This is a genomic window from Nocardioides sp., from assembly GCF_004803405.1.
Lineage (GTDB): Bacteria > Actinomycetota > Actinomycetes > Propionibacteriales > Nocardioidaceae > Nocardioides > Nocardioides vastitatis.
On sequence record NZ_SSXI01000094.1, the window covers coordinates 12,335 to 39,143 of the forward strand.

At 68.6% G+C, this 26,809-nt stretch carries 22 protein-coding genes and 3 tRNA genes; 15 read left to right on the top strand and 10 right to left on the bottom strand.

All coding sequences use genetic code 11. The features are described 5' to 3' along the window. Positions 1–54: 54 nt before the first annotated feature. Positions 55–948 (top strand): phenylalanine 4-monooxygenase, encoded by an 894-nt coding sequence (locus E7Z54_RS06845; RefSeq protein WP_136432249.1) that lies wholly within the window; start codon positions 55–57, stop codon positions 946–948. A gap of 16 nt (positions 949–964) precedes the next feature. Here the strand turns inward: E7Z54_RS06845 and E7Z54_RS06850 are convergent. Next, positions 965–1,052 (bottom strand) — tRNA-Ser (locus tag E7Z54_RS06850). 100 nt (positions 1,053–1,152) lie between these two features. Between E7Z54_RS06850 and E7Z54_RS06855 the strand changes: the two genes are divergently transcribed. The 3 genes from E7Z54_RS06855 (at position 1,153) to E7Z54_RS24170 (ending at position 2,065) form a co-directional block, all read left to right on the top strand. Beyond that, on the top strand, positions 1,153–1,608 hold the full coding sequence (locus E7Z54_RS06855) for a hypothetical protein (protein WP_136432250.1): 456 nt from the start codon (positions 1,153–1,155) through the stop codon (positions 1,606–1,608). Positions 1,609–1,697: 89 nt separating this feature from the next. Then, positions 1,698–1,788 (top strand) — tRNA-Ser (locus E7Z54_RS06860). Between the two features lie 151 nt (positions 1,789–1,939). After that, complete coding sequence (locus tag E7Z54_RS24170) at positions 1,940–2,065, top strand: hypothetical protein (protein WP_276606206.1); 126 nt, start codon at positions 1,940–1,942, stop codon at positions 2,063–2,065. A gap of 7 nt (positions 2,066–2,072) precedes the next feature. Here E7Z54_RS24170 and E7Z54_RS06865 read toward each other — a convergent pair whose 3' ends face one another. Beyond that, positions 2,073–3,074, bottom strand: coding sequence for a LuxR family transcriptional regulator (locus E7Z54_RS06865; protein ID WP_136432251.1), 1,002 nt, complete (start codon positions 3,072–3,074; stop codon positions 2,073–2,075). 91 nt (positions 3,075–3,165) lie between these two features. Between E7Z54_RS06865 and E7Z54_RS06870 the strand changes: the two genes are divergently transcribed. The 4 genes from E7Z54_RS06870 (at position 3,166) to E7Z54_RS06885 (ending at position 6,486) form a co-directional block, all read left to right on the top strand. Then, positions 3,166–3,238, top strand: a tRNA-Arg gene (locus E7Z54_RS06870). 236 nt (positions 3,239–3,474) lie between these two features. Continuing rightward, positions 3,475–3,699 (top strand): helix-turn-helix domain-containing protein, encoded by a 225-nt coding sequence (locus E7Z54_RS23020; protein WP_168798204.1) that lies wholly within the window; start codon positions 3,475–3,477, stop codon positions 3,697–3,699. Further along, complete coding sequence (locus E7Z54_RS06880) at positions 3,692–4,936, top strand: tyrosine-type recombinase/integrase (RefSeq protein ID WP_136432253.1); 1,245 nt, start codon at positions 3,692–3,694, stop codon at positions 4,934–4,936. Before E7Z54_RS23020 ends, E7Z54_RS06880 begins: the two co-directional genes overlap by 8 nt. Positions 4,937–5,112: 176 nt before the next feature. Further along, positions 5,113–6,486 (top strand): HEPN domain-containing protein, encoded by a 1,374-nt coding sequence (locus tag E7Z54_RS06885; RefSeq protein WP_206056050.1) that lies wholly within the window; start codon positions 5,113–5,115, stop codon positions 6,484–6,486. A 183-nt stretch (positions 6,487–6,669) separates the two neighbouring features. Here E7Z54_RS06885 and E7Z54_RS06890 read toward each other — a convergent pair whose 3' ends face one another. From E7Z54_RS06890 to E7Z54_RS06905, 4 genes are all read right to left on the bottom strand, one after another. After that, a complete protein-coding gene (locus E7Z54_RS06890; protein WP_136432254.1) occupies positions 6,670–8,796 on the bottom strand; it encodes a restriction endonuclease in 2,127 nt (708 codons plus the stop codon). A gap of 737 nt (positions 8,797–9,533) precedes the next feature. Beyond that, positions 9,534–9,905 (bottom strand): helix-turn-helix transcriptional regulator, encoded by a 372-nt coding sequence (locus tag E7Z54_RS06895; protein WP_136432255.1) that lies wholly within the window; start codon positions 9,903–9,905, stop codon positions 9,534–9,536. 467 nt (positions 9,906–10,372) lie between these two features. Beyond that, positions 10,373–11,104, bottom strand: a complete 732-nt coding sequence (locus E7Z54_RS06900) for an enoyl-CoA hydratase/isomerase family protein (protein ID WP_240769554.1) — start codon at positions 11,102–11,104, stop codon at positions 10,373–10,375. Between the two features lie 56 nt (positions 11,105–11,160). After that, positions 11,161–13,122: an aldehyde dehydrogenase family protein gene (locus tag E7Z54_RS06905; protein ID WP_136432257.1), complete on the bottom strand. Its 1,962-nt coding sequence runs from the start codon at positions 13,120–13,122 to the stop codon at positions 11,161–11,163. 77 nt (positions 13,123–13,199) lie between these two features. Between E7Z54_RS06905 and E7Z54_RS06910 the strand changes: the two genes are divergently transcribed. Next, complete coding sequence (locus E7Z54_RS06910; RefSeq protein ID WP_168798205.1) at positions 13,200–14,159, top strand: alpha/beta hydrolase; 960 nt, start codon at positions 13,200–13,202, stop codon at positions 14,157–14,159. Between the two features lie 23 nt (positions 14,160–14,182). Here the strand turns inward: E7Z54_RS06910 and E7Z54_RS06915 are convergent, their stop codons facing one another. Genes E7Z54_RS06915 through E7Z54_RS06930 form a run of 4 tightly spaced genes read right to left on the bottom strand, consistent with a single transcriptional unit; the run spans position 14,183 to position 18,597 of the window. Continuing rightward, on the bottom strand, positions 14,183–15,019 hold the full coding sequence (locus tag E7Z54_RS06915; protein ID WP_136432259.1) for an SDR family NAD(P)-dependent oxidoreductase: 837 nt from the start codon (positions 15,017–15,019) through the stop codon (positions 14,183–14,185). Beyond that, the gene (locus E7Z54_RS06920; protein WP_136432260.1) at positions 15,016–16,545 is read right to left on the bottom strand and encodes a flavin-containing monooxygenase; all 1,530 of its coding nucleotides are present in this window, start codon (positions 16,543–16,545) and stop codon (positions 15,016–15,018) included. Before E7Z54_RS06920 ends, E7Z54_RS06915 begins: the two co-directional genes overlap by 4 nt. A gap of 43 nt (positions 16,546–16,588) precedes the next feature. Beyond that, positions 16,589–17,674, bottom strand: a complete 1,086-nt coding sequence (locus E7Z54_RS06925; RefSeq protein ID WP_136432261.1) for a PDR/VanB family oxidoreductase — start codon at positions 17,672–17,674, stop codon at positions 16,589–16,591. Then, the gene (locus tag E7Z54_RS06930) at positions 17,671–18,597 is read right to left on the bottom strand and encodes a metal-dependent hydrolase (protein ID WP_136432262.1); all 927 of its coding nucleotides are present in this window, start codon (positions 18,595–18,597) and stop codon (positions 17,671–17,673) included. The genes E7Z54_RS06925 and E7Z54_RS06930 overlap by 4 nt, the downstream gene beginning before the upstream one ends. A gap of 103 nt (positions 18,598–18,700) precedes the next feature. Here E7Z54_RS06930 and E7Z54_RS06935 point away from each other — a divergent pair, with 103 nt between their 5' ends. The 6 genes from E7Z54_RS06935 to E7Z54_RS06960 all read left to right on the top strand — a co-directional run bounded on the left by E7Z54_RS06935 (position 18,701) and on the right by E7Z54_RS06960 (position 26,492). Then, the gene (locus E7Z54_RS06935; protein WP_168798206.1) at positions 18,701–19,348 is read left to right on the top strand and encodes a TetR/AcrR family transcriptional regulator; all 648 of its coding nucleotides are present in this window, start codon (positions 18,701–18,703) and stop codon (positions 19,346–19,348) included. Positions 19,349–19,491: 143 nt separating this feature from the next. Continuing rightward, entirely contained in the window at positions 19,492–21,249 is a 1,758-nt protein-coding gene (locus tag E7Z54_RS06940) for an AMP-dependent synthetase/ligase (protein ID WP_136432264.1), read from the top strand. A gap of 11 nt (positions 21,250–21,260) precedes the next feature. Next, positions 21,261–22,424, top strand: a complete 1,164-nt coding sequence (locus tag E7Z54_RS06945) for an acyl-CoA dehydrogenase family protein (protein ID WP_136432265.1) — start codon at positions 21,261–21,263, stop codon at positions 22,422–22,424. 24 nt (positions 22,425–22,448) lie between these two features. Next, a complete protein-coding gene (locus E7Z54_RS06950; protein WP_136432266.1) occupies positions 22,449–23,660 on the top strand; it encodes an acetyl-CoA C-acetyltransferase in 1,212 nt (403 codons plus the stop codon). A gap of 29 nt (positions 23,661–23,689) precedes the next feature. Then, positions 23,690–25,867: a 3-hydroxyacyl-CoA dehydrogenase NAD-binding domain-containing protein gene (locus tag E7Z54_RS06955; RefSeq protein WP_136432267.1), complete on the top strand. Its 2,178-nt coding sequence runs from the start codon at positions 23,690–23,692 to the stop codon at positions 25,865–25,867. 13 nt (positions 25,868–25,880) lie between these two features. Beyond that, the gene (locus E7Z54_RS06960; RefSeq protein WP_206056051.1) at positions 25,881–26,492 is read left to right on the top strand and encodes a TetR/AcrR family transcriptional regulator; all 612 of its coding nucleotides are present in this window, start codon (positions 25,881–25,883) and stop codon (positions 26,490–26,492) included. Positions 26,493–26,809 lie beyond the last annotated feature (317 nt).

Here is a 26,809-nt window from a genome sequence, read left to right on the forward strand (position 1 = left end):
AGCAACTCGTCCAGTGATCTCGCATTCTCGTGGACGAAGGCGCAGACTCGAACCATGTTCGAGGAAGCGCAGTACTTCGCCCCGATCGAGGAGCACGAGGACGGCACCCTGAAGGTCCGGCTCGGTGCCGACCACCCGGGTTTCGCGGACCCCGAGTACCGCCGGCGACGCGACCACCTCGCGACGCTGGCCAGCCGATGGAAGCCGGGCGAGCCGTGCCCCACCGCGGACTACACCGACGCCGAGCACGAGGTCTGGCGGGTGGTGAGCGAGGCGCTGCTGCCGGAGCACCGCCTCTACGCCTGCCGTGAGTTCCTGGACGGCAAGGAGACCCTGGGCCTGCCAAATGACCACATCCCGCAGCTGGAGGAGGTCAGTGCGCTGCTGGCGCCGCTCACCGGCTACCGCTACCTGCCGGCCGCCGGCCTGGTGCCGCTGCGGGAGTTCTACGGCTCGCTGGCGGACCACACCTTCTGGGCCACGCAGTACGTCCGCCACCACTCGGTGCCGCTCTACACGCCCGAGCCCGACGTGATCCACGAGGTGATCGGGCACGGCAACACCCTCGCGAACCCCCGGTTCACCGCGCTCTACGAGCTGGCCGGCCAGGCGTCGCGGCGGGTGCAGACCGAGGAGGCGCTGGAGTTCGTCAGCAAGGTCTTCTGGTTCACCCTCGAGTTCGGTGTGCTGTGGGAGGCGGGAGAGCTGAAGGCGTACGGCGCCGGGATCCTCTCCTCCCCGGGTGAGACCGAGGAGTTCCGCGGCATGACCATCCGACCGCTGGACCTGGTCGCGATGGGCACGACCGACTACGACATCACCGTCTACCAGCCGCTGCTCTACGCGGCGGAGTCGTTCACCCACGTCGAGGACGTGGTCGGCGGCTTCTGGGCGGAGTGCACCGACGACTCCATCGCGGAGATGGCCTCGCACACGGCGGCGTCCTAGGTCGGACGCCCGCCACTGGCGGAGGAGGCGGGATTCGAACCCGCGGTGGGTCTCCCCACGGCCGCTTTCAAGGCGGCTCCGATCGGCCACTCCGGCACTCCTCCAGCCCGGGACGACGCCGAGGCGTCGTGCCGGCGAGCAGGAGTCTAGGTCCCGGGTGCTCCCGCTTTGGTCTCCGGTGGCCCGGTCTCGTTCAATAGCCCCATGAGCGTGCAGCAGACCACGGACACCGACTACCGACTGGCGTCGCCGGTGATGGCGCGGCTCGTCGGGTCGTACCTGGTCGCGCTGGCGGTCCTGCTCGTCGTGGCGACCGTCGTCGTCGCCTCCCTCGCGCTCAGCCCCGACCTGCTGGTGATCCTCCTGGGCGCCGGTGCGCTCGGCCTGATCGCGATGGCCTGGTGGCTGCGCGCGAAGCTGGTCGTGGTGCGGCTGACCGCCGCGGGATACCGGGTGCGGATGATCCGCGCCGTGGGCGTCCCTGAGGCCAGGTGGAGCGACGTCGAGGATGCCGTGGCGGCGACGCCGCGCGGGATCGAGTGCGTCGTGCTCCGGCTGCGGGACGGCCGCTCGACCACGGTCCCCGTGCAGCTGCTGGCTGCCGACAAGGACGAGTTCGCGCGCGACGTACGCGAGCACCTGCGGCGCGCGGCGCGCTGAGGGACCTACGGGGGCCTGGCCAATTCGGACCTCCGACGCCGGGGCTTGTAGCCTTGCTCCGCTGGCCGGTCCTCGTGACCGGATGGTGGGGAGGCGTCGCCTAGTCCGGTCTATGGCGCCCGCCTGCTAAGCGGGTTTGGGGCTACAACCCCATCGAGGGTTCAAATCCCTCCGCCTCCGCCGCACGACCCCCGGTGAGGTCCGCCTCGCCGGGGGTCTCGCATGTTGTCTCACGGTGAGGCAAGATGGGCCTTCGTGGCGAGGGGTCGGCACCATCCCGAATGGTTCAATGGGAGCGGCTCGGGAGACCCCGGTCAGACAGGGGATTGACATGAAGAGTTTCGCTCGCAAGGCAGCCGTCGCAGCGTTCGCAGTCGTCGCGACCTTCGGGTTCGTGGCGATGCCGACGGCAGCAGAGGCCGACACCGGCTGGGGCTGGTCCGCACCGCGGAATTGATCCGTGATCAGGCGTCGTCGGGCTCATCCCCGGCGATGCCGATCCGGCCCATGATGTAGCCCAGCTGGAACCGGGTCTCGGCGTCGTGCTCGGCCTTGAGATCGGCAACGTACCCGGCGTACGTGCGCGGGCTCACGCCTAGGCGCTTGGCGCTGACCGCGTCGGAGTGGCCCTCGATCAGCATGCGGATCGTCATCGCCCGCTGCTCGGAGGCGATCGCCCGGACCACCCCTTGTTCGCTGCTCCTGAAGGGGCGGCCACGAGCGAAGGCTCGCTCGAAGACGTCGATCAGGTAGGCGACCAGCGCCGGCTCTCGTACGACGACGGCCGTGGCCAGGCTGTCCGCGGACGGGATCACGGCGACCCGTCGGTCCACGACGATCATCCGGTTGAAGAACTCGTCGAGCGTGCGCACCTCGGCGCCCTGCTCGGTCACCCGCGCCACGTACTCGTGGGTGACCGGGTGTCGCCGCGCGCTGTGCTGGTAGAGCGTGCGCATCGCGACGCCGCGCTCGAGCGCGTTGAGGTCGCGCGTCGTGGCCTCGGCGATGGTCTGGGGATGACGGCCCGCCTGCGGCTGGGCGGTGAGCAGCTCCTCCTCGGCCTCGCTGACCAGGGAGGTGAGGTAGGGGTTGATCGCCTCCTTGTGCAGGTAGAGGAACGCCCCGCCCTCGGTGACGGTCGGCGACTTGCGCCAGCTCTGGGTCAGCGACTGGAAGGCGCGCGCCCAGCGTGCCGACTCCTCGAGAAGACGGCTGGCCTCCGAGCCGAGCGGGCCGATCACCCGGGCCTGCGCCTGCGCCGGCTCGAGCGCGCGCCAGGTCCGTCTGCTCTCGTCGAGATTGAGCAGGCCCACGTCCACGAGAAGCTCGAAGGCGCGCCGCTGCCGGGTTCCCTCGGCGAGGCGGGAGTCGTCGCTCGCGATGCCGCCTTCCTGCACGATCAGGTCGTACAGTGCCGTGGCGTCCTCCTCGAAGAGCTCACGGTCCTCGGGTTGGTAGCCGGACATGGCGACATGCTTCCACAACGACCAGGAGTGCCCCCGTGATTCGGCATCGGCGCATCGCCTCGGCTATCCTCGTGCGGTCGCCACGCGACGGGCGCCTGTAGCTCAACGGATAGAGCATCTGACTACGGATCAGAAGGTTTGGGGTTCGAATCCCTACAGGCGCGCAGATCGGATTCACCGCATGACCTGCGCAAACAGGTTTCGAAGGGTCGCTCTCCCGCTGGGAGGCGGCCCTTCTTCGGCCCAGAAACCGGCCCAAAAACTCTTCGCGAGTGCGCCGTCGGATCAGGTCGTCTCCCGGCGCGTACCCCCGCCGCGTCCCCCCGAAACCGGGCTGCGTCCCCCCACGTCCCCCCGCTTCCGTGATCGCTGGGACCCGGTATCCGCACTTTGGTGCCACATGGAGACCACAACCCACACCAGCGCCCTGACCACGACCGCAGCCGACACCCTGCTGCTCACTCTCGACGAGGCGGCCCGGCAGCTGTGCTGCGCGCGACGCAGCGTCGAACGCCACATCGCCAGCCACCGACTGCGCGCCGTGCACCTCGGCCGCTCGGTCCGAGTCGAGCGCCGCGAGCTCGAACGCTTCATCGCCCAGATGCGGGACCCCAGCGATGGCTAGGCCCCGAAAGCCCGCTGAGCAGACCACCTCGCCGATCTACCGCGGCGCCGACGGCAGCTGGCACGCCCGGGTGACGATGGGGCGTCGACCCGATGGCACCACCGATCGCCGACACCTCCAGCGGCGTACCAAGACCGAGCTTCGCGACGCCGTCCGGGAGCTCGAGCACCGCCGCGACACCGAGGGCTACACCTGGACCCAAGGTGACCCCACCCTTGGCGACTGGCTCGAGCACTGGCTCAGCGCCGTCCTGCCGATGACCGTGCGGTGGAAGACGCTGTCCACCTACCGCAGCCAGATCCGGCTCCACGTCCTGCCGACCCTCGGCAACTGGCGGATGAGCGAGATCCAGCCCGAGCACCTGGAGGAGCACTACCGCCGGATGCAGTCCGACGGCCACTCCACCCACACCATCCGCGCCGTCCACCGCGTCCTGCGCTCCGCCTTGAACGAGGCAGTACGCCGCCGGCGGCTCGCCGCCAACCCGGCACTCATCGCCCGCCCGCCGCGTGGTGAGGACGTCGAGGTGGAGCCGCTGTCGATCGAGGAGAGTCGCCGCGTCCTCGCCGCGGCCCAGGCGACGCTCCATCCCGCGCGGTGGTCGATCGCTCTTTCTCTCGGCCTCCGGCAGGGCGAGGCACTCGGACTGCTCTGGGCCGACGTCGACCTCGACGACGGCGTGCTGCGGGTCCGCCGCTCGGTTCAGCGGCACACGTGGGAACACGGCTGCCCAGTCGTCGACGGCTCGCCGTCGTGCGGTCGCAAGCGTGGCGCCGAGTGCGCCCTCCGCACCGGCGGCGGGCTGCTCCTGGTCGAGCCGAAGACGAAGGCGTCCAAGCGGACCATCGTGCTGCCGCAACCACTGGTCGATGAGCTGCGCTCCCACCGCGCCGGCGTCAACCGCCGCCGGCTCGCCGCCGGCGAGAGCTGGGACAGCACGCATGACCTGGTGTTCCCTGCAGCCAGCGGTGGCCTGATCGACCCGTCGCGTGACCACACCGAGTGGAAGGCCCTGCTGAAGCGAGCCGACGTCCGCGAGGTGCGCCTGCACGACGCCCGGCACACCGCCGCGACCCTTCTGTTGCTGCAGAACGTCGACATCCGCACCGTCATGTCGATCATGGGCTGGACCGAGATGGCCACCGCCCAGCGCTACACCCACGCCGTCGACGAACTCCGCCGCCGCGCGGCGCGCCAGATGGGCGCGCTTCTCTGGGACCAGCAAGCCGGCACCTAGAGGGACACCGGACAGCGGCGCCGGTACGGGACAGAGGCGGACGCCAATCCGGGCGCCGACCGCCACCCTCGACAGCGAGAGTTGCTACGCGGGCGGTGCTCGATGGCCGTCGCGTGCTGTGACGTTTGCCAACGCCGAGCTCTGCATTCACATACGCTTCAGCGGCGGCTAGGTTCGTGCAGCGGCTGACAGCCGCTGACGACGGGAAGCACTGGAGCGCGATGGCGAACGAACTGACGACGGAGACTCGCCGCACCGGAAACCTGATCGACTTCGATCCAGACACTCCTCACGTGCACGTGACGCTGGAACGGTCTACGGACGGAATCAGCGTCACTGTGCCGTGGTCCGGTGAAGACAGCCCCTACCCGGCTTGGTTCGGCACAGATGGGTCTTGGCGGCGGACGAAGAGCGAGGGCAGGGCGCCGAGAAGCGTCCCAAAGCGGCTCCTTTTCCAGGACTCGCATGGCTCCGTAATGCTGATCGGATGCTGGGCCCGCGGGTTCCACTCCACCATCGACGGTCCCGGGAGTGGAACCGTTTGGTCGCGCGCAGCGATTCTCGGTGTGGACGCCGACGTCGATTTCGATCGACCACACGGCCTGCAGACCGAGATCTCGGGTCTACGCGACTGGCTCAAAGTGACCTCATGGTCAGAAGAGACCGACTGGGAGGAGAACGGTTTAGTCGCCAGGATCCACTCCCTCCGGGCACCCATGATTGAGATCGGCACATTCAACGGGATCTCCTTCGAGTTCCGGCAGTCCTGGCAGATCGTTCCCGATGACGGACGGGACCGGATCGTTCTGCTCGACCTCGTGCGCGCTTGCTCGCGCGGTACCGAGCCGGTGTTGTGGGAGGAGCACTTGGAGCTCCACCGAGCAGTCCGTGACCTCTTAGTGCTCTCCAGGTGGCGGAACGAGTCGTGCGTCGCGGTTCGTGCCCACCGTGAGGACGACCCACTCCGCACGCTGGACGGGAAGGAACGCGGAGGTCAGTGGCGCGACGTGATCGTTCCCGACGACGACCGCGAACCACCGCCAATCGGCTACCGCTCGCACCTGATCGAATACCAAGACCTCGGGCCTGCCGGGATCGCGCGCTGGATCGACCTCCGGAACGAGTTCGCACGTGCGCTGGACCCGGTGATCACGGGCATCGATCTCGACGCGACGGCCAACACGCTCCTCGCACATACCGGGCCTGGCATTGAGGCTCTCGGCTACCTGCTGATGCTCCGTGACGGGGCCGCGCCGAGGCGGGCGGCGCGTGCGATTCTTCGCGAGCGCCTTGAGCGAGTCCTGGCCGATATCGACGAGACCGTGCCGTTCGACGGCGCCACCTGGGTTAGCAAGACTGTCGAGACATATAACGGGCTCAAACACGCCAACCGGCAGGCACCATATGAGGTCGACGTCGCCAATGCGTGGCGCGAGTGCGTCCTAGCCGTTCGCGCATGGGTCGCGCTCGAGCTCGGAGTGCCCGCAGAACAGGTGACAGCCAGGTTGAAGAATGACCCTCATCGCCATCCCTACAGGCGGCGCACCTAGGGGACCGTCCGTCCGGAACTCACAGTGGCGCACTGCGTTGCTTCTACTTCAAACCCCCGCATGAGGGAGAGCCCGACGAGCGAGGAAACCACTGCCAGATCTGGATGCATGCCGCGATAAGCGTCCATCAACCCTGCGTCCTTCGGCCGCGTCACGGCACGCAGTTCGATCCGACATCCGCACCTAGTCCACCTCAATCGTCTCGCCGAGCCCGTCGAGTGATCGGGCGAGGGTCAAGAGCTTGGCTTGGACGAGCGCTGGATCATCGATCAACTGAAACGCCGGTGGACGTCCGCGATCTGCCTGTATGTGACGGACTGCGTTCACCAGCGGGTGTTGAAGCAACCCGAGGACGGCTTCTATATCCTTCGGGTGGGGTCGCGCCCCCGTACTTCCTTCGCGTGCAATCAGGTAGATCTGGTCACTCGTTAGCGCGCCATGTGTCACGTCGTCCGTGTCTCGCGCTTCCTCTGCAAGCACGGTGACAATCTGCGCAAGGAGGTTCGTGCGGCGGTCGGTAGCCGACCATCTCGACTCCACTTCTCGACGGTCTTCGTCTCTGAGGGAAACGAGGCCGAGGTAGTGGTGAGTCGAAAGCGGCGTTCGGGCGTGGCGCGCCAAGGCCCCAGCGAGCTCGTCCGTCGTCAGAAGGGCCACGTGGTTCTGTTCTGCGCGCTTTCGCACCCGGCCGGTGTCGAAGCTTGGGCCAACTAGAACGACGTGATCGGCCCGATGTTGGGCCTGGTGCTCGCGCAGCGTGTCAAACGAAACGGCACCCTCGTTGACCGTGCCCGATCGCGCCGACTTCGCATCGACGATGACGCGGACGGGCTTGAGATCCGAGTTGTTCGTCGTCGCGAGGACATCCGTCTTTCCTCCGCCGCCAATGTGCCGCGCCTCGAACCCTAGGAACTCGAAGGCGTTTGCCGCGGCCCGCTCCAACCGTACGGGGTTGTCTGAGTCAGTTCCGGCGCTGACTAGCTCCCGGCAGATTTCCCATGCCACGTGCATCGGCCCTGGCTGGTCGAACCCTCCCGTCGAGGCTGGCTCGCGACGCCCTTCTGATCCGGGCTCGTCTGCGGGAGTCTGTAGCGGCACTCTCGCCACGACTTCCTCGCCCAGCGGCGTGGCCTGGTAGCGCCAGTTCGCCCGCTCGACGATGAGACCAGCCGCCTTGAGGATCTGGAGGCGCGTTCGGACGCCGCCTGCGTCTGGGCGTGGCAGCCCGTAGAAGTCGACGGCAGCACGTGCTAGGTCGGGCGCGCGGTCGCACTCCCTCAGCATCGGAATGATCTCCAGAACGAAGAGGTAGCGAGCGTGCACTACGAGCGCGAGATCAAGCGGATCTGCCGTTTCGAGCCAGGCGCGGGCGGGGGCGGTTGGCTCGTAGTCGTTCAACGATGTCTGCACGATCAGCCCGGACCTTGTGAGGGTCGTAAGGACTGCTCCAAATGAGGATTCGCTGACACCGAACCGCTGCGCCGCGAACGCCAGTAGCTCCGCCTTCGTCGACGACGGTGAAGCGGCATTGACGAGTGCCTGCAGCGCATCTACGACCGTGGCCTCTCCCTTGCCGCGCGGTACGTACCCTAAGACCGGGTTTCGAGCCGCGAGCGCCTCTGGAGTAAGCGCACCGAGCAGGCCGGCGATGGCTGGCGGTGGTTCCGCTATGTCGACCGGCTGACGAGTGTCGGAGCATTCGGCGGCGATCCTTGGCCCATCGATTTCGAGACCCTTCGCAAGCGCTTCACCCTGCTGGGTGATCGCCAACAGTGTGGAGCTCCGATACTCAACAGCTCTCATGCACGAGAGCCAGGTCACGCGGCGGCGCGTCTGGTCGAGCGTGGTCCACGCAAGGTCGTACCGATCCCTTGCTACTTCCATGAGGTCTCGCACGGATAGCGGTCCGTCTTGAAGTGCATGTAACAGCTCGCCCACGTATCGGACGTGGCGATGGAATATCGCCAGCAGCGCCGCATCGCTATTAGATTCGAGCCAGGACAATGCCTCTGCAGTGACGGCGGCGTGGTCACGGTCGAGCTTTTGAACGAATCCCGCAGTCGACAGTTGCTTCAATGCGTCGCGAAGCGAACGCTCCTGCCCGGTCCCATCAGTGACGGTTGCGGTTAGCAAACCATCGTTCGCCAGCAGGGCTTGCAGCAACTCGCGCAAGATCGCGATCTGGTTCGGCCCTCCACCAGGTAGGTACGGCATGGCCGAAAGGCGCGACGCCCAAGGCAGCGGCCGGACCGGCCGGCCGCCGTCAATCGGGTCGTCACCGCCGTCAAAGCCCTTTGGGATGCCTTCCATGAGATCATCATGCATGCTCCGGAGCAGCCACACCGGTGGTCACTTCGCAACTGCCAGAAGTGCTGCGGGATTCTGAAGGCCTCCTTGCGAGTCGCCCGAGTCCGAGCGGCGTTACGTCATTCCGTCAGTGCATCTCCTGCGAAGGCCAATCGATCGCTGCGATCGTTCTAATAGCGCTTGGATCCTCGGCACCCTGATCGGTTCCGACCCGGGCGACGGTGGGAGACACCGCCCGTCGCGCGAGCGACCTGACCGCTTACTGGAAAGGCCGCCTCGACGCCGGACGCCTGCAGTCGTCGCCACCCAGCCCGCACGTGCACGGCGCGCCAGGAAGCGTTGAGACTGAAGTGCCACACACCTGGTGCATTGTCGGTTGAGTTTCGTCCGGCGTAATCGTCAGCGACGCCAGCGGGTCGGGAGGCTGGGCCGACGGAGGCGAACCAGTTCGTCGGCGACGCTGCTCCACTTCGCGTCGTCCAGCGCTCCTCGGGTGTCGCGGTCGGCGAGCTCGCGCAGGATGCGGCGGCAGGCGCTGGGGGAGTCGAGGACGGCGCGTACGTGCTCGTCGAGACTTGCGGCTTCCTTGATGAACGTGATGGCAGTGTGGCCGGCTTCTGCGGCTCTTCGTTCCTCGGATGCCAGTCGGCGGCACGTGCTGCTGCACCATCGTCGGGGACGGCCCGCCGTGGGTGGATCGGAGACCTGGAACGGCTTTCCGCAGCGGGGGCAGGGCTTGATCATTGGTCGCGCTCCAGCGCGAGAGTCCACTCGACCACGGTGTGGGGATGCCAGCGCAGGTGCTTGCCGACACGGAAGCCCTTGGGACCGTTGCCGGTGTGTCGCCAGGCGTAGAGCGTCTGCCTGGGTACGCCGAGGTAGGCGGCGACGCGAGCGGCGTCCCAGAGGTCCTGAATGTCGAGCTCTGGGTGGATCGCTTGCGCTGTTGGCGGAGTGGTCGTCGGCGGTTGCGGCTGCCCCTGCGACTTGGTGCGCGCTGCTGCCTTGGTGGCGCGTGATTGGTGGCGCCGGGCCCCATCAGGGCGGTCTGTGGACGGTATTTCCTCGTCCCAGAGGCCCGGTTGCTCTCGCCCGTTCTTGTCGCCGTTCATGGTCTTCGGTCTCCGTTGCGTTGGTGTTCGACGTTCGTCGTCAGTCACCAAAGGCGCAGTGGAGGGGCGCAGCGATCAATTTGTCCGATTACAACGTCGAACCGGCGAGGAGCGCGCCGCTGTCTGCGCAGGGGACGCGATTTCGCCGGACGAAACTCTGCCGCAGATGCAAGAGGTGTGTGGCACATCGTCGGTCGCGTGAAATCGGGGGGACGCAGAGGGGTGTCGGTGACGGTTCTGACGTCGTGGGCGGGTCGGGTGGCTGCTGAGGTCACAGGAGGGTCTTGAAAGGTCATTCCGGTTGAGCACGCGGTAGGTGTCGTTGCTGCGCTCGGCGGTGGGGCCAGCCTCGTGGCGGGCTTGGTAGCGCGGTGCCTGGAGTCGTGCGGTGCTGGAGGGATCGGTGCGGTCGCGGTCGCGCACTCGATCCTGGTCTCTGCCTGGCACAGGCTATCCACACGCTCTGGCTAGCGATGGCGTGTGGCGAGTTCGCGCAGTTGATCGACCTGAGCCATCCGCTCGCCGAGCCGTTGCTCTTCGCTGCCTCGATGAGGGGCCTGTTGCAGGAGCGCCTTGATCGCTCGCACTGCGCTCGGGCCGTGAGCGGTGAGCGATCGGACCGCAGCTGTCACGGCGTCGTCGAGTGCATGGGGCGGCACGACCGACTGGACCAGGCCGATGCAGTGCGCCTCTGCAGCTTTCACCATGCGTGCCGACGCGCAGATCTCCAGTGCCCGCCCGTAGCCGACCGCTTCGACCAGTGGCTTGGTTCCGCCGAGGTCGGGCACGAGTCCCAGTGCGGGCTCCTTCATGCAGAACTGCGCGTCCTCGGTGGCGATCCTCTGGTCGCAAGCCAGTGCGAGCTGGAACCCTGCACCGATGGCGTGTCCGTTGACTGCTGCGATGGAGATGAACTTGGGGTCAGCGAGCAGAGCGAACGCCTGTTGGTAGTCCCCGATCTGGTCGACGATCTCCTGGTCACTCTTCTGCACGATGGCAACCAGGCTGCCTTCCTGGTCGACCTGCGCGGGATCGAGAAGGGCGAGGTCCAGCCCCGCAGAGAACGTTCCGCCGTTTCCGCGGACCACGACGATCCGGACCGCGTCATCAAGGGATGCGAGGAACTGCGCCATCGCCGCCCACATCGCAGGGCGCTGTGCGTTGCGGACCGAGGGGCGGTTGAGGGCGATGGTGGCCACGGGGCCGTCCACTTCGCATTCCACGTCACTGGTGATCGGCGTGTCGCACGGCGACGTCATCGAGCACCCCCGACCAGGTCGGTCGCGCACTCCCGCAGGATCCGGCCGAACACCGCGCCGAGCGCGGTCCCGAGCAGCTTCTCGGCGACTCGGGCACCGCTGAGGCGGGAGGTCCAGACGACGTTGCAGGTCGTGGGACCGAGCGGCGTGACCGTGATGGTTGCCCGTTCGTGCGCGAGCGGTGGGAAGGACCGGGTGATGACGTAGGAGATCGTGGTGGGGGTGACCGCGGTGATCTCCTCACGCAGGAAGGCGGCCGGGCTGATGATGTCGCGCACGGTGCCGACGCCATAGGGCTCGTTCGCTCCGTCGCGGATCCTGCGCTCGATCACGCCGGGCAGCGCCTTGGCGTAGTTGGAGGAGTCGAGGAGCCACGCGTGGACGTCGATCGCCGGGGCGTGGATCGTGCGGCGCGCCGTGACCTCGAAGGTGCGATCGGAGTCGAGACCGACGCGGCGGGCGAGGCGCCCTCCGTCGTTGAGCCGCCCGATGCGGTCGAGCAGTCTGGACTTGCTAGCGGAGTAGGGAAACCCGGCCAGGGCAGTGACCAGCGGCAGGTCAACGCGGTTGGCCGTGATCGCCTGCGTGCGCGTGTACTTCTGGAGGCCGTGGGCACCGCCGAGGCGGGCCCCGACACCGGACTGCTTCCAGCCCGACTGGGGGATCGGGTGGCAGAGGATGTGGGTGGCGGCGTCGTTGATGTCCACCGTGCCGGCCTCGAGCCGCTCGGCCACCCGCTCCGCGGCGGCCCGATCCCTCGACCAGACGCTCGCCGACAGGCCGTACGGCGAGTCGTTGGCCAGGCGTACCGCTTCATCGACGTTCGCGACGCGCATGATCGGCAGGACCGGGCCGAAGGTCTCCTCTGCCATGACCCGCATTGAGTGGTCCACGTTGACGAGGACAGTCGGCGGATAGTGACGTCCTTCTCCGGGCTCGCCGCCGATGAGGGCGTGGGCTCCCCGGCTCAGTGCATCTGCCACCTGGTCCCTGACCACATCGTGCTGATCGGGCGTGATCAGCGTGGTGATGTCGCGGTCGAACCCATCGCCCTCGGTGCGCAGAGCGCGGACCCGGTCGAGGACCCTGGCGACGAACTCGTCGTGGACCTCGGCCACGACGTAGACCCGCTCGACTGAGACGCACATCTGGCCGGAGTTGAGCAGGCCGTTGAACACGATGCCGGACGCCGCGAGGTCGAGGTCGGCATCGGCGAGCACCAGGGCGGGGTCGTTGCCCCCCAGCTCCAGGCTGTACGGGATCAGCCGGTCTGCGGCGCGGGTCGCGATCGAGCGACCGGTGCGGGTGGAGCCCGTGAAGTGGACGTGGTCGACGCGGTCGACGACCGCGGTGCCCGTTGCTGCGGCTCCATTGACGACCGCGAGGACCTGCGGCGCCCCGACCTCCGCCCACCCTTGGACGAGAGCGTTGGTCGTCAGGGGCGTGTGCTCCGACGGCTTGAGAATGACCGAGGAACCCGCGAGGAGGGCGGGGAACGCATCCCACAGGCACATCGCCACCGGGAAGTTCCACGGGCTGATGACCCCCACGACCTCCTGCGGGACACGTCGGACGCGCATCCGCTTCAGGGCTGTCAGCAGGCTGCTGGGCCTGGGGTTCCCATCGGCGAGGAAACGGTGGGCGTGGCGGGAGTAGTAGCGCAGGACGCCGAGGCTGGAGGTGAGTTCGATGCCGACCTCGGCCGCCGGCTTGCCGGTCTCCGCCGCCAGCAGAGCGCTGAGCCGGGACTCGTTGGCGTAGATCCAGTCGCGGAAACGGCCCAGCCAGGCGATCCGCTCGCCGATCGGGAGCGCCGCCCACGTCGGCTGCGCCTTGCGGAGCCGGTTGACCGCGGCCGCCACCTCGCCGGGACCGTCTTCCCGCACGAGATCGAGGATGCGCCCGTCAGCGGGAGCGCGGACTTCGAACCTGACGCTGTCGTCGGTGGTCACGGACATGAGCGGGCCCCTTATCGGAAACGACTGTTTCCTATAAGGTAGCACCGAGTAGTCCGAAACGAGCGGTGGTGATGGTGGTGAGTGCGGTGACCTCGGTGGAACCGTTGGGCCCGTGGGCCGCGAGCACCCGGTCGCGGGTGGTGCGGACCCTCGCTCGATGTGCGGTTCGGCCGTTGCTGACCGCGCTCCCGGCGACGGGGCCCGCGCGGGTGGCGCTCCGAGCGTTCATTGCCGGCCCAGCCGTGCTCGATCTTCTACCGGGCGGACCCGCCAGCCTGGTCCGGCCTTCCCGCACGCCGGCAGGGGAGTGGATCCTGCCGCCCGGCACGCCGCCGCGGGGCGGCGACGTCGTCCTGTTCCTGCATGGCGGCGGCTACGTGGCCGGATCGGCCCGCACCTACCGCGCCGCTATGCGCCTCCTCGCAGCCGAGACCGGGTTCCCCGTCCTCGCCCTCGACTACCGCCTGGCTCCCGAGCACCCCATCCCCGCGGCCCTCGACGACGCGCTCGCGGCCTACGAGATCCTGCTGGGTGACGGCAGGCCCCGCCCGGTGCACGTCGTGGCCGACTCCGCAGGTGCGCACCTCGCGATCGAGATGCTCGCCGAGCTCGCCACCAGAGGAGCTCCAGGACCTCGTCGGATGGTGCTGTTCTCACCGGTCCTCGACCCCGAGAGCCCCCAGGCCGATGCGCGGGACCGCTCCTGCCCGGACCCGGTGGTCAGCCCCCAGTTCGTCCGCCGTTGTGTGTCGGCGGCGCGCGGCGGGGACCCGACAGGCGTCACCGACGCGCTGTCTCGTCTCGACGGGGTCGCGGACGACTCGTTGCCGGCCGTGTTGAGCCTGCTCGGTGACACGGAGTGCTACGCCGACGACACCTGGCGCCTGCACCGGCGGCTGGACCGGGCCGGCGTCGAGAACAGGTGGCGGGCCATGCCCGGCCAGATCCACTCCTTCCTCGTCTTCGCCCGCTGGCTGCCCGAAGGTCGCGCTGCGGTGGTCGAGGCGGCGCGGTTCCTGCGCGCCGGCTCACCCTGATCGGCCAGGCATCGCCGTCGTGGTCATCCTTCGCGCTCGAGCAGCTCCACGAGCTCGGCCGTTCGGCCCGACCTGATCAGGGCCGTGTCAATCGCCGGACCGACTGCCCCCCGCAGGACGCCCAGCGGCGCCCATGCCGCAGGACGCGTCACCCGCGTCGCCCGGCGTTCAGTGGCGTCGAGGATCGCTGCGGCCGCCTGGTCGGCGCTGATCCGCTTCTTCAGTGGGCGCGGCAGGAGCTCGTTGAGGCGTACGCCGACCTCGTGGTCGTCCAGGGTGGCGCGGGCTAGCTGGGTGTCCACGAAGCCGAAGGCCGCGGTGGTCACACCCACGCCGTGAGGTGCCAGCTCGAGGCGGAAGGCGCGCGCGAGCACCTCGGCAGCTGCCTTGCTCACCATGTACGCGGCGCCGCCCAGGGGCGGGGAGTACGCCGCCGCTGACGCCACCACGACCACCTGACCCTGCCGTGCGATCAGGCCGTCGATCGCCGGCTGGACGGTGTGCAGCACGCCGAGCACGTTGACGGACAGCACGCGCGCGAAGCCCTCGGGGGATGCCCGGCGCAGCGTCGCGGGCGTGGGCGTGATGCCGGCGTTGGCCACGACCAGGTCGATCCCTCCGAAGGTCTCCTCGACGCGCGTGGCGGCACTCGCCATGGCGCGGGCGTCGGTGACGTCTGCACCGATCGCGATCCCGCGCGGGCCCAGCTCCGCGGCCGCCGCCTCAGCGGCCACCGCGTCCCGGTCCACCACGGCCACGTGCGCGCCGCGGTCGACGAGCATGCGGGCGGTAGCAAGGCCGATGCCCGCGCCGCCGCCGGTCACCAGCGCCACCCTCCCGTTCAGGGAGAGGCGGTTCATGGGCTGACCTCCTCGGCCACGTCGACCCGAGCCAGCCGGCCGCGTGCGAGCTCGTACCGCTCGGCGTCCCAGCGCCGGGTCCGGGAGCGATACTCGAAGGACCAGCCGGGAAAAAGGCCGGCATTCATGCCACTGCCGTTGGTGTAGTAGCTGCTGCATCCTCCCCGCAGCCACGTGCCCTTGCCCGCGCGTGCGTGCATCTCCTCCACGAACGCCTCCTGCTCGTCGCGGCGCAGCTCGAAGCGAGTGATCCCGGCACGGTGAATCCGGGTGAGGGCGTCGACGATGTAGGTGATCTGCGCTTCGATCATCACCACGGCGGACTGGTTGCCGGCCGCGCCGAATGGCCCGAGAATCGTGAACATGTTGGGGAACCCCGCGTTGGCGACTCCGAGGAAGCTCTGGGGCCGTTCGCGGTAGTGGTCCTCGATCGTGCGTCCGTCGGTGCCGGTCACGACGGAGGCCAGCATGGGCATCGCCGTGAACCCCGTGGCCAGGACGATCGCGTCAACGGCGTGGGTGCCGGAGGCGGTGACGATGCCTTCGGGAATCACCGATTCGATCCGGTCGGTCACCAGGTCCACGTTGGGCTGGATCATCGCCGGGTAGTAGGCGTCGGAGAAGATCGCCCGCTTGCACCCGATCATGTAGTCCGGCGCCAGCCGGGCCCGCAGCTCGGGATCGGCGACCTGGCGTCGCAGCTGCATCCGCCCGAGGGCTTCGAAGGGGTGGCGGAAGGCGGTGTGGACGAACCCGGGAAGGCCAAAGGACTCGATGCCGGCGTACCAGGCGGCGCGCGAGGCGCGCTGGGTCGCCGGGATCCTGCGGTAGAGCCTGCGCTCGAAGCTCGAGGTCCTGCGGTCCCGTCGGGGGACGATCCACGGCGCGGTCCGTTGGAAGACCACGACTTGCTCTGCCGTCTGCTGGAGCTCGGGGATGACCTGGACCGCGGTCGCCCCGGTGCCGATGACGGCGACGCGCTTGCCGGTGAGGTCGAGGTCGTGGTCCCAGTGCAGGGTGTGCATGAGGGGCCCGGTGAAGGTCGAGAGGCCCTCGATGTCCGGGATGGAGGCCTCGGCGAAGGCGCCGACGGCGGAGACCAGCACGTCGGCCGTCCACTCCCCGCGGTCGGTGGTCACGTGCCAGAGGCGGGCGTCCTCGTCGAACCGTGCGGCAGTCACCGTCGTCCCGAGTCGGATGTGCGGCGTCACGCCGAAGTCGTCGGAGACCCGGCGCAGGTAGCCGAGGATCTCGGGTTGCGTGCCGTACTTGCGTGACCAGTCGGGGTTCGGTGCGAAGGCGTAGGAGTAGAGGTTCGACGGTACGTCGCATGCGGCACCCGGGTAGGTGTTGCGGCTCCAGGTGCCGCCGAGGTCCTCGGTCCGCTCGAGGATGGTGAAGTCGGTGATGTGTGCCTGGCGCAGGCGTGCGCCCAGTCCGATGCCGCCAAAGCCGGCGCCGACGACCAGGACGGCGGTGTGCTGCGGGTCGGAGCGGCGGCGCCGGCGAAAGGGGGTCGTGCTCATCTGTCGGTCCTTCGGATGTCGGGGTGGTGACGGAGCTCGTTCTTCACAGGTCGAGGACCAGCGGTCCGCGCCCCCGCGAGGAGCACGCCAGCAGCAGCTCCTCGCGCTCGGCGGGGAGCAGGAGCTTGTCGCGGTGGTCGATCTCGCCGGACAGGACGCGCACCTTGCACGTGCCGCAGAAGCCCTGCTGGCAGGAGTAGGCGACGCCCGGCACCTCGCGGCGCAGCACCGTGAGCAGCGACTCGTCCTCGGCGACCTGCACGAGCCGGCCCGACCGGGCGAGCGTGACGGAGAAGGGCTCGCCCCCGCGGACCGGTGGCGCCGAGAAGCGCTCGCTGAACAACCGGCTGTGCGGGGCGAGCGGCCGGACGAGGGTTCGCGCCGCGTCGATCAGTGGCGGTGGTCCGCACAGGTAGACCGCCGGGGGCAGCGGGGCCTCACCGGTGCGGCCCAGGGCCAGCACGCCCTCGGCGCTCGGCACCCCGTGCTCGTCGTCGGTCCGTACCACGACGCGGTCGCCGTAAAGCTCCAGGTCGTCGAGGAAGGGCATCGTCGCCCGGCTGCGGCCGAGGTAAACCAGCCGCCACGCGGCGCCGGACGCCTCGGCGCGGGTGACCATGGGCAGGATCGGGGTGATCCCGATGCCGGCCGCCACGAAGAGGTAGGAACGCTCGGGGACCAGGAGGAAGGCATTGCGGGGGCCGCGCACGGTGAGCGGGTCGCCGACCTCCAGCTGGTCGTGCACCTCGTGCGACCCGCTTCCTCCGGCGACCCTGCGCACCGCGATGCGGTACGACGACCGGTCGGCCGGGTCCCCGCAGAGGGAGTACTGGCGCTGGAGTCCCGAGGGCAGAAACACGTCGAGGTGGGCGCCCGGCGTCCATGCGGGCAGTGCGGTGCCGTCGGGGCGCGCGAGCGTGATGCTGACGACGTCCTCGGCGACCAGCGTGCGGTCGACGACGGTGACGTCGATGTCGAAGCCGGCGCGGCGGACCGGTGCGGCGGGGGAGAGGTGGTTCGCCAAGCGGCCCTGCGCGAAGACGCGCAGATATCCCCGGTAGGCCGCGATCAGCAGGTCGGTGGCCGGGTCGCTGGTCCGGTCGCTGGTCCGGTCGGTGGAGGACGTCATGCTGCCCGGTCCCCGTGGTGCCGGATCGGCGCCTGGGCAAGGTAGCGGACGGCCAGGTCCATCCCGTCCAGCTGGGAGGGGTGGAAGTCGCGTCGGGCGTAGACCGGGATCTCGGTGAGGAAGCCCAGGGTGTTGGGGATGACCCGGTCTCGAGTTGCCCGGAGGAACTCCAGCACGGGGGCGACGTACCGCTTCCACGGGTTCCGGGTCCGGGTGCGCTCGGGGTCCTTGGCAACGAGGTAGCCCAGCGTCATGAAGCCGGCCGCGGCGAGGGCGAGGCTTCCGAGCACGCCCATCCGGACGCGACGCGCGTAGCTGCCGTCGACGTACTGGAAGGCGTCGAAGACAACACTGCGGTGCTCGACCTCCTCGGCACCGTGCCACTTCAAGAGGTCGAGGACCATCGGATGCATGCCGGACTCCGCGAGACCTTCGGACTCCAGGAAGAATTTGCCCCACACGGCGGTGAAGTGCTCGAGCGCCGAGAACAGCGCGAGGCGCTCGCAGAGCAGGTGATGCCGGATCCGGTGCCCGCCGTAGTCCGCCATGATGACGGAGATCAGCTTGTCGAGCCGCCGCAGCACCGGGCGCGCGTCGAGACCGAGGTCCACGAGGCGCTCGAGCATGCCGCCGTGGCTGTCGGCGTGGGTGGCCTCCTGACCGATGAACCCGACTACTTCTTCGGCCAGTCGCGGGTCGTCGATGAGGGGGAGCGCCTGGGCCAGCGCCGCGGACATCGCCTTCTCGCCCTCGGGAAGGAGCAGGTGCATGCAGTTGTAGACGTGCGTCGCCACCATGCGGCCCGGGATGTAGTGCAGGGGCACGTCGTCCCAGCAGAAGTCCATCTCGCGCGCGTGAATGGCGAGTGCCTCCTCGTCGTACGGCGCCCCGTCCGGGGCGGTGGCGGTAGGGACGTGAGCCATGGTGGGGACCGACCTCTCTGTCAGCTCTACTGGGGATGCATTTATCGGAAACACCTGTTTCCTTTAAGTGATCGTCGGCTATGCTCGGCACCCTGTCAAGGGGGTGCCAGCCATCAGCAAGCCAGGAACGACCGCCCCCGAGCCGTGGCGCGGGACCACCGCGGACGAGCGTGCAGACCACCGTCGACGCCAGCTCCTGGATGCCGGGCTGAGCCTTCTGGCCGAGGGTGCCGCCGCCGTCTCGGTGCGCGCTGTCACCCGGGTGGCGGGCCTGAGCCCCCGGTTCTTCTACGAGAGCTTCGAGGACCGCGAGGCCCTGCTCATCGCGGTCTGGGACGAGCAGTACGCCGAGGTCAGTGCGCTTGTCGAGCATGCGATCGCCGGCGCTTCGGAGGAGTTCGACTCGCGGATGCGGGCGGCGCTGTCGGTGGTCGCGCGGTGGTTCGAGGAGCAGCCGTCACGAGCAGTAGTCATGCTCCGCGAGACCCTGGCCGATCCCGTGCTGCGCCGACACGCGCGCCGGCGGCTGCCGGAGCTGGTGCTCGGCGCGATGGCTGCCTCGGTCCCGGCTCAGGCGATGCAGAGCATCCGGGACGTAGATGTCCAGATCGCCGTGGCCGCCCTGTCCGGCGCGATCGTGAACCTCTTCCTCGAGTGGACGGCGGGGCATCTCCCCGTGGGCGCCGAGCACATCGTCGAGTCGATCGTCGAGGTGGCCAGCGCCGCTCTCGCGAGGTTGCTCGACAGCTGACCCACTCCCATCCGGGGCGGGGCCTCCCAGGGCGTCGTTATTGACAGCAAGACAATTGCTGTGCAGTATCTGACACTGCGACAATTACTCGCTCCGCCGGCCGCCGGCGCAGGAGTCGAGCAGGAGCCGACCAGGAGGTCACGATGTCCGAGAGTCTGTGCGCCCACTTCCAGCGTCAGGTCGCCGAGCGCGGTGCCGAGGTCGCGCTCCAGCGGGCCGACGGCACCCAGCGGCTGACCTGGGCCGAGTACGGCGCCCGGGTGCGCGAGCTCGCCGCCGGCCTGGCCGGACTCGAGGTCCGCCGCGGCGACACGGTGGGCATCATGCTGACCAACCGTCCGGAGTTCCACGTCATCGACGCCGCCGTGATGCACCTGGGGGCGATCGGCTTCTCGGTCTACAACACGAGCACGGCCGAGCAGATCGCCTACCTGCTCTCCAACGCCGAACCAGCGATCGTTTTCACCGAGCGTCAGTTCCTGCCCCTCGTGCAGGAAGCGGCGCTCGGCACCAAGGTCGAGACCATCGTCTGCATCGACGAGCGTGCGGCCGGCACCCTTGGGATCGACGAGGTCATCGCGGCCGGCCAGGCCGAGTTCCCTTTCGACGCGACCTGGCAGTCCGTCGCCCAGGACGACGTCCTGACCCTGATCTACACCAGCGGCACCACGGGCAACCCGAAAGGCGTGGAGCTCACCCACGCCAACCTGCTCTACCAGTTGGAGGTCATCACCGACGTCGTCGGTGACCTGAGCGAGGGTCGGGTCATCTCCTACCTGCCCGATGCCCACCTGATCAACCGGTGGATCTGCCAGTACGCCCCCATGTACTTCGGGATCACCGTCACCGACGTCGACAACCCCAGGACGCTGGTCGACGTGCTCGGCCAGGTGCGGCCGACGTTCTTCGTCGCAGTCCCGATGCTCTGGTACAAGATCAAGGCCGCCATCGAGGCCAGGATCGCTGCCGAGGAAGGTCCACGGGGCAAGCTCGCCCGATGGGCCCTCGCCGCCGGACAGAAGAAGGCGGCGGCCGTGGTCGCCGGCACACCGCTCCGCCCACTCGATGCCATCGGGGCACTCCTGGCCGACGCGCTCGTGCTCTCAAAGGTGCGCGCCTCGCTGGGTTTCGACCACCTGACGGCCGCAGTCTCCGGCGCCGCGCCCATCGATGTCGCTGCGCTCGAGTTCATGCTGGGTGTCGGGGTCCCCGTCATGGAAGCGTGGGGGATGTCGGAGACATCCGCAGTCACCACGGTCAACCCGGTCGCCGCGCCGCGCTACGGCTCGGTCGGGAAGGCGATCCCCGGCACAGAGCTGAGGCTCGCCGATGACGGAGAGGTCCTCGTGCGCGGTCGCGGCGTGATGAGGGGCTACCGCAACGACCCGGTCCGGACCGCGGAGACCCTCGACGCGGACGGCTGGATCCACACCGGCGACATCGGAACGCTCATCGACGGCTACCTCAGGATCGTCGACCGCAAGAAGGAGATGATCATCAACTCGGGTGGCAAGAACATGTCACCGAGCAACATCGAGGGCGCGCTCAAGGCTGCCAGCCCCCTGATCGGCTCCGCGGTGGCGATCGGCGACAACCGCCCTCACATCGCCGCACTGATCACTCTCGATCCGGATGCGGCCGCGGCGGTCGCGGCCAAGGCCGGCATTGCCGAACCGACCCCCGAGGTCCTGTCTGCGCACCCCGCGGTGCGCGCCGCGCTGACGACTGCGGTTGAGGCCGCGAACGAGCGGCTCTCCCGAGTGGAGCAGATCCGCAGCTGGGAGGTCCTGCCGTCCTACTGGCTGCCCGGGGGTGACGAGCTCACGCCGACCATGAAGCTCAAGCGGGCGCCGATCGCGACCAAGTACGCCGCTCAGATCGACGCGCTCTACGCGAAGTGAAGGACGAGACGATGACCACAGAGCACTCCGCTACCCACTCCGCCGAGCTGGCTACCGAGCTCGCCGACCTCACCCAGCTCGCCCGCGACTTCTTCACCAAGGAGGTCGCTCCACGCTACGAGGAGTTCGCCGCAGCCGGGGAGCCCGACCGCGACCTCTACCGCCGGGCTGGCGCCCTCGGCCTCCTGTGCATGTCCGTCCCCGAGGAGTACGGCGGCGGCGGCGCCACCTTCGCTCACGAGGCAGTGCTCTTCCACGAGCAGGCCCGCTGCGGGGACCTGTCCATGCAGCTGGGCGTGCACTCCGGGATCGTGCCGCACTACGTCCTGACCTACGCAGGTGAGGAGCAGAAGCGTCGGTGGCTGCCGAAGCTGGCCAGTGGGGAGTGGATCGGGGCCATCGCGATGACCGAGCCGGGCACCGGATCGGACCTCCAGGCCATCAGTACCCGCGCGATCCGGGAGGGTGATGAGTACGTCATCTCCGGCGCCAAGACCTTCATCTCCAACGGAGCGACCTGCGACCTGCTGATCATCGCTGCGAAGACCGATCCCTCGCAGGGTGCCAAGGGCGTCTCGCTGCTGGTGGCCGAGATCGGCGACGACACCCCGGGATTCGAGCGCGGCCGCAAGCTGAAAAAGATCGGACAGAAGGGCCAGGACACCACGGAGCTCTTCTTCGACGGCCTGCGCATCCCCGCCGCCAACCTGCTCGGCAGCGTGGAGGGCAGGGGTTTCGCGCAGCTCATGGAGCAGCTCCCGCAGGAGCGGCTCATCGTCGGCGTCGCCGCCCTGGGCGTCGTCGAGGCCGCCTACGAGCAGACCCTCGCCTACGTCCAGCAGCGAGAGGCCTTCGGCAAGCCGCTCTTCGCGCTCCAGAACACCCGGTTCGAGATGGCCGAGGTCGCCACCACCCTTGAGGTGATGCGCGCGTTCGTCGACGACGCGGTCGCACGACACGTGCGCGGCGAGCTCGACGTGAAGCGGGCGGCGATGGTCAAGCTCTGGTGCTCCGAGCAGCAGACCCAGGTCGTCGACCGCTGCCTCCAGCTACACGGCGGATACGGCTACATGGAGGAGTACCTGATCTCTCGGCTGTTCGTCGACGGCCGCATTGCCCGCATCTACGCCGGCGCCAACGAGGTCATGAAGGACCTCATCGCCCGCTTCCTCTGAACCGCATCCCGAAAGGCACCTGACATGGCCGAGGCCTACATCTACGAGGCGATCCGAACCCCGCGAGGCCGCGGGAAGAAGAACGGATCCCTGCACAGCGTCAAGCCGGTCGACCTGGTGGTCGGCCTCCTCGACGAGCTGTTCGCCCGACACCCAGCCCTGGACCCGGCGACGATCGACGACATCGTGCTCGGCGTGGTATCGCCGGTCGGCGACCAGGGCTGTGACATCGCGAAGACGGCTGCGCTCAAGGCCGGCCTTCCCGAGACCGTCTCGGGCGTGCAGCTCAACCGCTTCTGCGGATCCGGCCTCGAGGCGGTCAACACCGCGGCGCAGAAGGTGCGATCGGGCTGGGAACGGCTCGTGGTCGCTGGCGGTGTCGAGTCGATGTCCCGGGTGCCGCTCGGCGCCGACGGCGGAGCCTGGCCGCTGGACCCGCAGACGAACTACGACACCTACTTCGTCCCGCAGGGGGTCTCGGCCGACCTGATCGCGACGATCGAGGGGTTCACACGTCAGGACGTCGACGCGTACGCCGTACGGTCCCAGCAGCGTGCGGCCGCAGCGGTCAGCGGCGGCTACTTCGCCAAGTCCGTCGTCCCCGTCAGGGACATCAACGGCACGATCCTGCTCGACTACGACGAGTTCGTCCGGCCCGACACCACCATGGAGTCGCTGTCCTCGCTGGAGCCTTCCTTCGCCGCCATGGGAGAGCAGGGCGGCTTCGACGCCGTAGCCCTGCAGAAGTACCACTGGGTCGAGAAGATCGAGCACGTCCACCACGCCGGGAACTCCTCGGGCATCGTGGACGGCGCAGGTCTCGTCCTGATCGGATCCGAAGATGCCGGCTGGGCTGCCGGCCTGACGCCGCGAGCCCGGGTCGTCGCCTCCGCGGTCTCTGGTTCGGACTCCACGATCATGCTCACCGGACCGGTCCCGGCGAGTGAGAAGGTCCTCGCCACTGCTGGCCTCTCGGTCGACGACATCGACCTCTTCGAGCTCAACGAGGCGTTCGCGTCCGTCGTCCTCAACTTCCAGAAGAAGCTGGGGATCCCCGACGAGAAGCTCAACGTCAACGGCGGTGCCATCGCGATGGGCCACCCGCTCGGCGCGACCGGCGCGATCATCACCGGAACCATGGTCGACGAGCTCGAGCGACGCGGCGGCCGCTACGCCCTCATCACGTTGTGCATCGGCGGCGGCATGGGCATCGCCACCATCATCGAGCGCATCTGAGCGCCGCGGCACGAGAAGGAACGACACACATGAGCGACAACGAAACACAGAACATGTTCGGCTGGGAGATCGGCGACGATCGCGTGCTGGTCCTGACCATGGACGACCCGACCCAGCCCACCAACACCATGAACGAGCGGTGCATCACCGACCTGCAGGCGACCGTAGCGCGTCTGGTCGCCGAGAAGGACTCCTTTGACGGCATCATCCTGACCTCCGGTAAGGACAGCTTCTTCGCAGGCGGTGACCTCAACCTGCTGATGAACGCCGGCCCCGACGATGTCGAGACCATCAGCGAGGGGCTCGACGCCTACAAGGCCTGCTTCCGCACGATCGAAACCCTCGGCAGGCCGGTGGTCGCCGCGATCAACGGAACCGCTCTGGGAGGCGGCTTCGAGTTCGCCCTGGCCGCGCACCACCGGATCGCCCTCGACAAGGCTGGAAGCCTGATCGGCTTGCCCGAGGTCACCCTCGGGGTTCTCCCGGGCGCCGGCGGCGTGACCCGCGTGGTCCGGATGATCGGCATCACCAACGCAGTGCTCAACGTGGTCGGACAAGGCCAGAAGATGCAGCCGACCAAGGCGCTCCAGGTCGGCATCGTCGACCAGGTCGTCGGTACGGCGGAGGAGATGCTCGCCGCGGCGCGGGCCTGGATCCAGGCGAACCCGGACGCAACCCAGCCCTGGGACCGCGAGGGCTACCGGATCCCTGGAGGGAGTCCCGCCAGCCCGGGGTTGGCCTCGATGCTGCCCGCCTTCCCAGCCAACCTGCGCAAACAGCTCAAGGGAGCGCCGATGCCGGCCCCGATCGCCGTGCTCAGCACGGCCGTCGAGGGCGCCCAGGTCGACATCGACACCGCATTCGCGATCGAGACCCGCTACTGCGTCAACCTGATCTGCGGCAAGGTCAGCGGCAACATGATCAAGGCGCTGTTCTTCGACCTGAACAGCATCAGCAAGGGTGCATCACGGCCCGAGGGCTTCCCGGACCGTCGGGCCGAGAAGGTCGCGGTCCTCGGCGCCGGGATGATGGGCGCCGCGATCGCGTACGTCGCCGCCCAGTCGGGCGCGGAGGTGGTGCTGCGCGACGTTTCGATCGAGGCCGCTGAGCGCGGCAAGGATTACTCCCGAGGCCTGCTGGCCAAGGCGGTCGCCAAGGGGTGGATCACCCCCGAGAAGCGTGACGAGGTGCTCGCCCGGATCCTGGCCACCGACAACGTCGCCGACGTCAAGGGCGCGGACTTCGTCATCGAGGCCGTCTTCGAGGACCTCGACCTGAAGAAGAAGGTCCTCGCCGAGGCTGAGCCCTACCTCGCCGAGGATGCGCTCATCGCGACCAACACCTCAGCCCTGCCGTTGAGCGAGATGGTGACGGCGGTCAGCCGGCCCAGGGACTTCATCGGCCTGCACTTCTTCTCGCCCGTCGACAAGATGCCGCTGCTGGAGATCGTGGTCGGTGAGAACGCAGGCGAGGAAGCACTGGCCCGGGCCTTCGACTTCGCCCAGCAGATCCGGAAGACCCCGATCGCCGTCAAGGACGTCTACGCCTTCTACGCCAACCGCGTCATCGCACAGTTCATCGACCAAGCCGTCTCCATGCTCGCCGAGGGAGCCCACCCCGCCAGCATCGAGCAGGCCACCACCCAGGCCGGCTTCCCCGTCGGCGCGCTGGCGTTGCTCGACGAGATCAACATGCGCACCACCCTCAAGATCCAGCGCGGCGCCGTCGCTGCCGCCGAGGCCGAGGGCGTGCCGTACGTCGAGACGCCCGGAACTCCGGTGCAGGAACGCATGGTCGAGGAGTTCGACCGGCCTGGGCGGCTGGCCCGCCGCGGCTTCTACGAGTATGCCGACGACGGTTCTCGCCAGAGACTGTGGCCGGGTCTGCTCGAGCACTTCCACGACCCCGCAGTCGAGATCCCGTTCGAGGAAATGAAGGAGCGACTGCTCGTCGCGTCCGCGCTCGAAGGTGCGCGGTGCTTGGAGGCAGGAATCGTCCAGACCGTCGCCGATGCCAACGTCGGTTCGATCTTCGGCATCGGCTTCCCGGCCTGGACCGGCGGAACGCTGCAGTACATCAACCAGTACGAGGGCGGTCCGGCGGGCTTCGTCGCACGCGCAGAGGAGCTCCGGGCGCGCTATGGAGACCGATTCGCCGTACCGGAACAGCTGCGCGAGCTGGCCGCGACGGACGGACGCTACCTGTGACACGATCGCTCGCGTGACCGCAGAGGCTTCCGAACCCCGCTGGCGCCGCCTGGGCCCCGACGAACGTCGCTCGGACATCCTGGCCGCCGCGATCAAGGCATTCGGCGAACAGCCGTACGACGCCGTCCAGATGGCCGACCTCGCGAGGCGTGCGGGCGTGGCACGGACGCTCGTTCACCACTACTTCGGAACCAAGCGGGACCTGTACCTCGAGGTCGTGCGAGCGATGATGTTCGTCCCCCCGCTGGGTGAACGCGTTCGAGCTGAAGGCGATCGGCACGATCGCATCGAGGCCATCGTGGGCTGGCTGATGGATGTGGTGGAGAAGCACGGCCGCGGCTGGCTGGCCATGGCCGGTAGCGGCGCGGGCGACCCTGAGGTGCAGGCCCTGCTCGACGAGGCCGACGACCTCGCCGCCGAGCGAGTCCTGGACTTCCTGGGTCACGTCGCCACCCCGGCGCAACGTGAGGCGGCCCATGCGGCGATCCGTGCCTTCGGCGGCATGGCCAAGGCGATGAGCCGCGAGCTGATCGAGCGGCGTTCGCTCTCCGGACGCCAGGCCAGGCAACTGCTGTCCGTGGCGCTGGAAGCGATTCTGGATGACCTCGAGCCGCCCTCCCGATGATCGCGCGAGCGGCGCTGCGTGCGTGCATCCTGGATCGGGCCACCGAAACCGTCGTCGAGCTCTGTACGCGGCTCGCAGTGGCCGCAGATTCGGCGAGCCGGCCGGGGGTACGGCGTATGTCCGCAAGAGGTCAGCGACGAACCTCGATCGCCGCCCTCTGTTCGATGGACGAGCGACGTTGCTGTAGACGTGCGGCGTCGGCACGGAGCACGGCGAGCTAGTGACCCCATCACCTGTGACAGAGGCCCTTCCGAGCGGACTCGAAGGTGTCCAGAAGCAGGCCAGAAACCTGCCAAGGGCCGCCAAGAGCTGCGCGC

Excerpts from the sequence above, each read along its gene's own strand:
- E7Z54_RS06845 (WP_136432249.1), top strand. The coding sequence starts at position 55 with ATGTTCGAGGAAGCGCAGTACTTCGCCCCGATCGAGGAGCACGAGGAC.
- E7Z54_RS06855 (WP_136432250.1), top strand. The coding sequence starts at position 1,153 with ATGAGCGTGCAGCAGACCACGGACACCGACTACCGACTGGCGTCGCCG.
- E7Z54_RS24170 (WP_276606206.1), top strand. The coding sequence starts at position 1,940 with ATGAAGAGTTTCGCTCGCAAGGCAGCCGTCGCAGCGTTCGCAGTCGTC.
- E7Z54_RS06865 (WP_136432251.1), bottom strand. The coding sequence starts at position 3,074 with ATGTCCGGCTACCAACCCGAGGACCGTGAGCTCTTCGAGGAGGACGCC.
- E7Z54_RS23020 (WP_168798204.1), top strand. The coding sequence starts at position 3,475 with ATGGAGACCACAACCCACACCAGCGCCCTGACCACGACCGCAGCCGAC.
- E7Z54_RS06880 (WP_136432253.1), top strand. The coding sequence starts at position 3,692 with ATGGCTAGGCCCCGAAAGCCCGCTGAGCAGACCACCTCGCCGATCTAC.
- E7Z54_RS06890 (WP_136432254.1), bottom strand. The coding sequence starts at position 8,796 with ATGGAAGGCATCCCAAAGGGCTTTGACGGCGGTGACGACCCGATTGAC.
- E7Z54_RS06895 (WP_136432255.1), bottom strand. The coding sequence starts at position 9,905 with ATGAACGGCGACAAGAACGGGCGAGAGCAACCGGGCCTCTGGGACGAG.
- E7Z54_RS06905 (WP_136432257.1), bottom strand. The coding sequence starts at position 13,122 with ATGTCCGTGACCACCGACGACAGCGTCAGGTTCGAAGTCCGCGCTCCC.
- E7Z54_RS06915 (WP_136432259.1), bottom strand. The coding sequence starts at position 15,019 with ATGAACCGCCTCTCCCTGAACGGGAGGGTGGCGCTGGTGACCGGCGGC.
- E7Z54_RS06920 (WP_136432260.1), bottom strand. The coding sequence starts at position 16,545 with ATGAGCACGACCCCCTTTCGCCGGCGCCGCCGCTCCGACCCGCAGCAC.
- E7Z54_RS06925 (WP_136432261.1), bottom strand. The coding sequence starts at position 17,674 with ATGACGTCCTCCACCGACCGGACCAGCGACCGGACCAGCGACCCGGCC.
- E7Z54_RS06930 (WP_136432262.1), bottom strand. The coding sequence starts at position 18,597 with ATGGCTCACGTCCCTACCGCCACCGCCCCGGACGGGGCGCCGTACGAC.
- E7Z54_RS06940 (WP_136432264.1), top strand. The coding sequence starts at position 19,492 with ATGTCCGAGAGTCTGTGCGCCCACTTCCAGCGTCAGGTCGCCGAGCGC.
- E7Z54_RS06945 (WP_136432265.1), top strand. The coding sequence starts at position 21,261 with ATGACCACAGAGCACTCCGCTACCCACTCCGCCGAGCTGGCTACCGAG.
- E7Z54_RS06950 (WP_136432266.1), top strand. The coding sequence starts at position 22,449 with ATGGCCGAGGCCTACATCTACGAGGCGATCCGAACCCCGCGAGGCCGC.
- E7Z54_RS06955 (WP_136432267.1), top strand. The coding sequence starts at position 23,690 with ATGAGCGACAACGAAACACAGAACATGTTCGGCTGGGAGATCGGCGAC.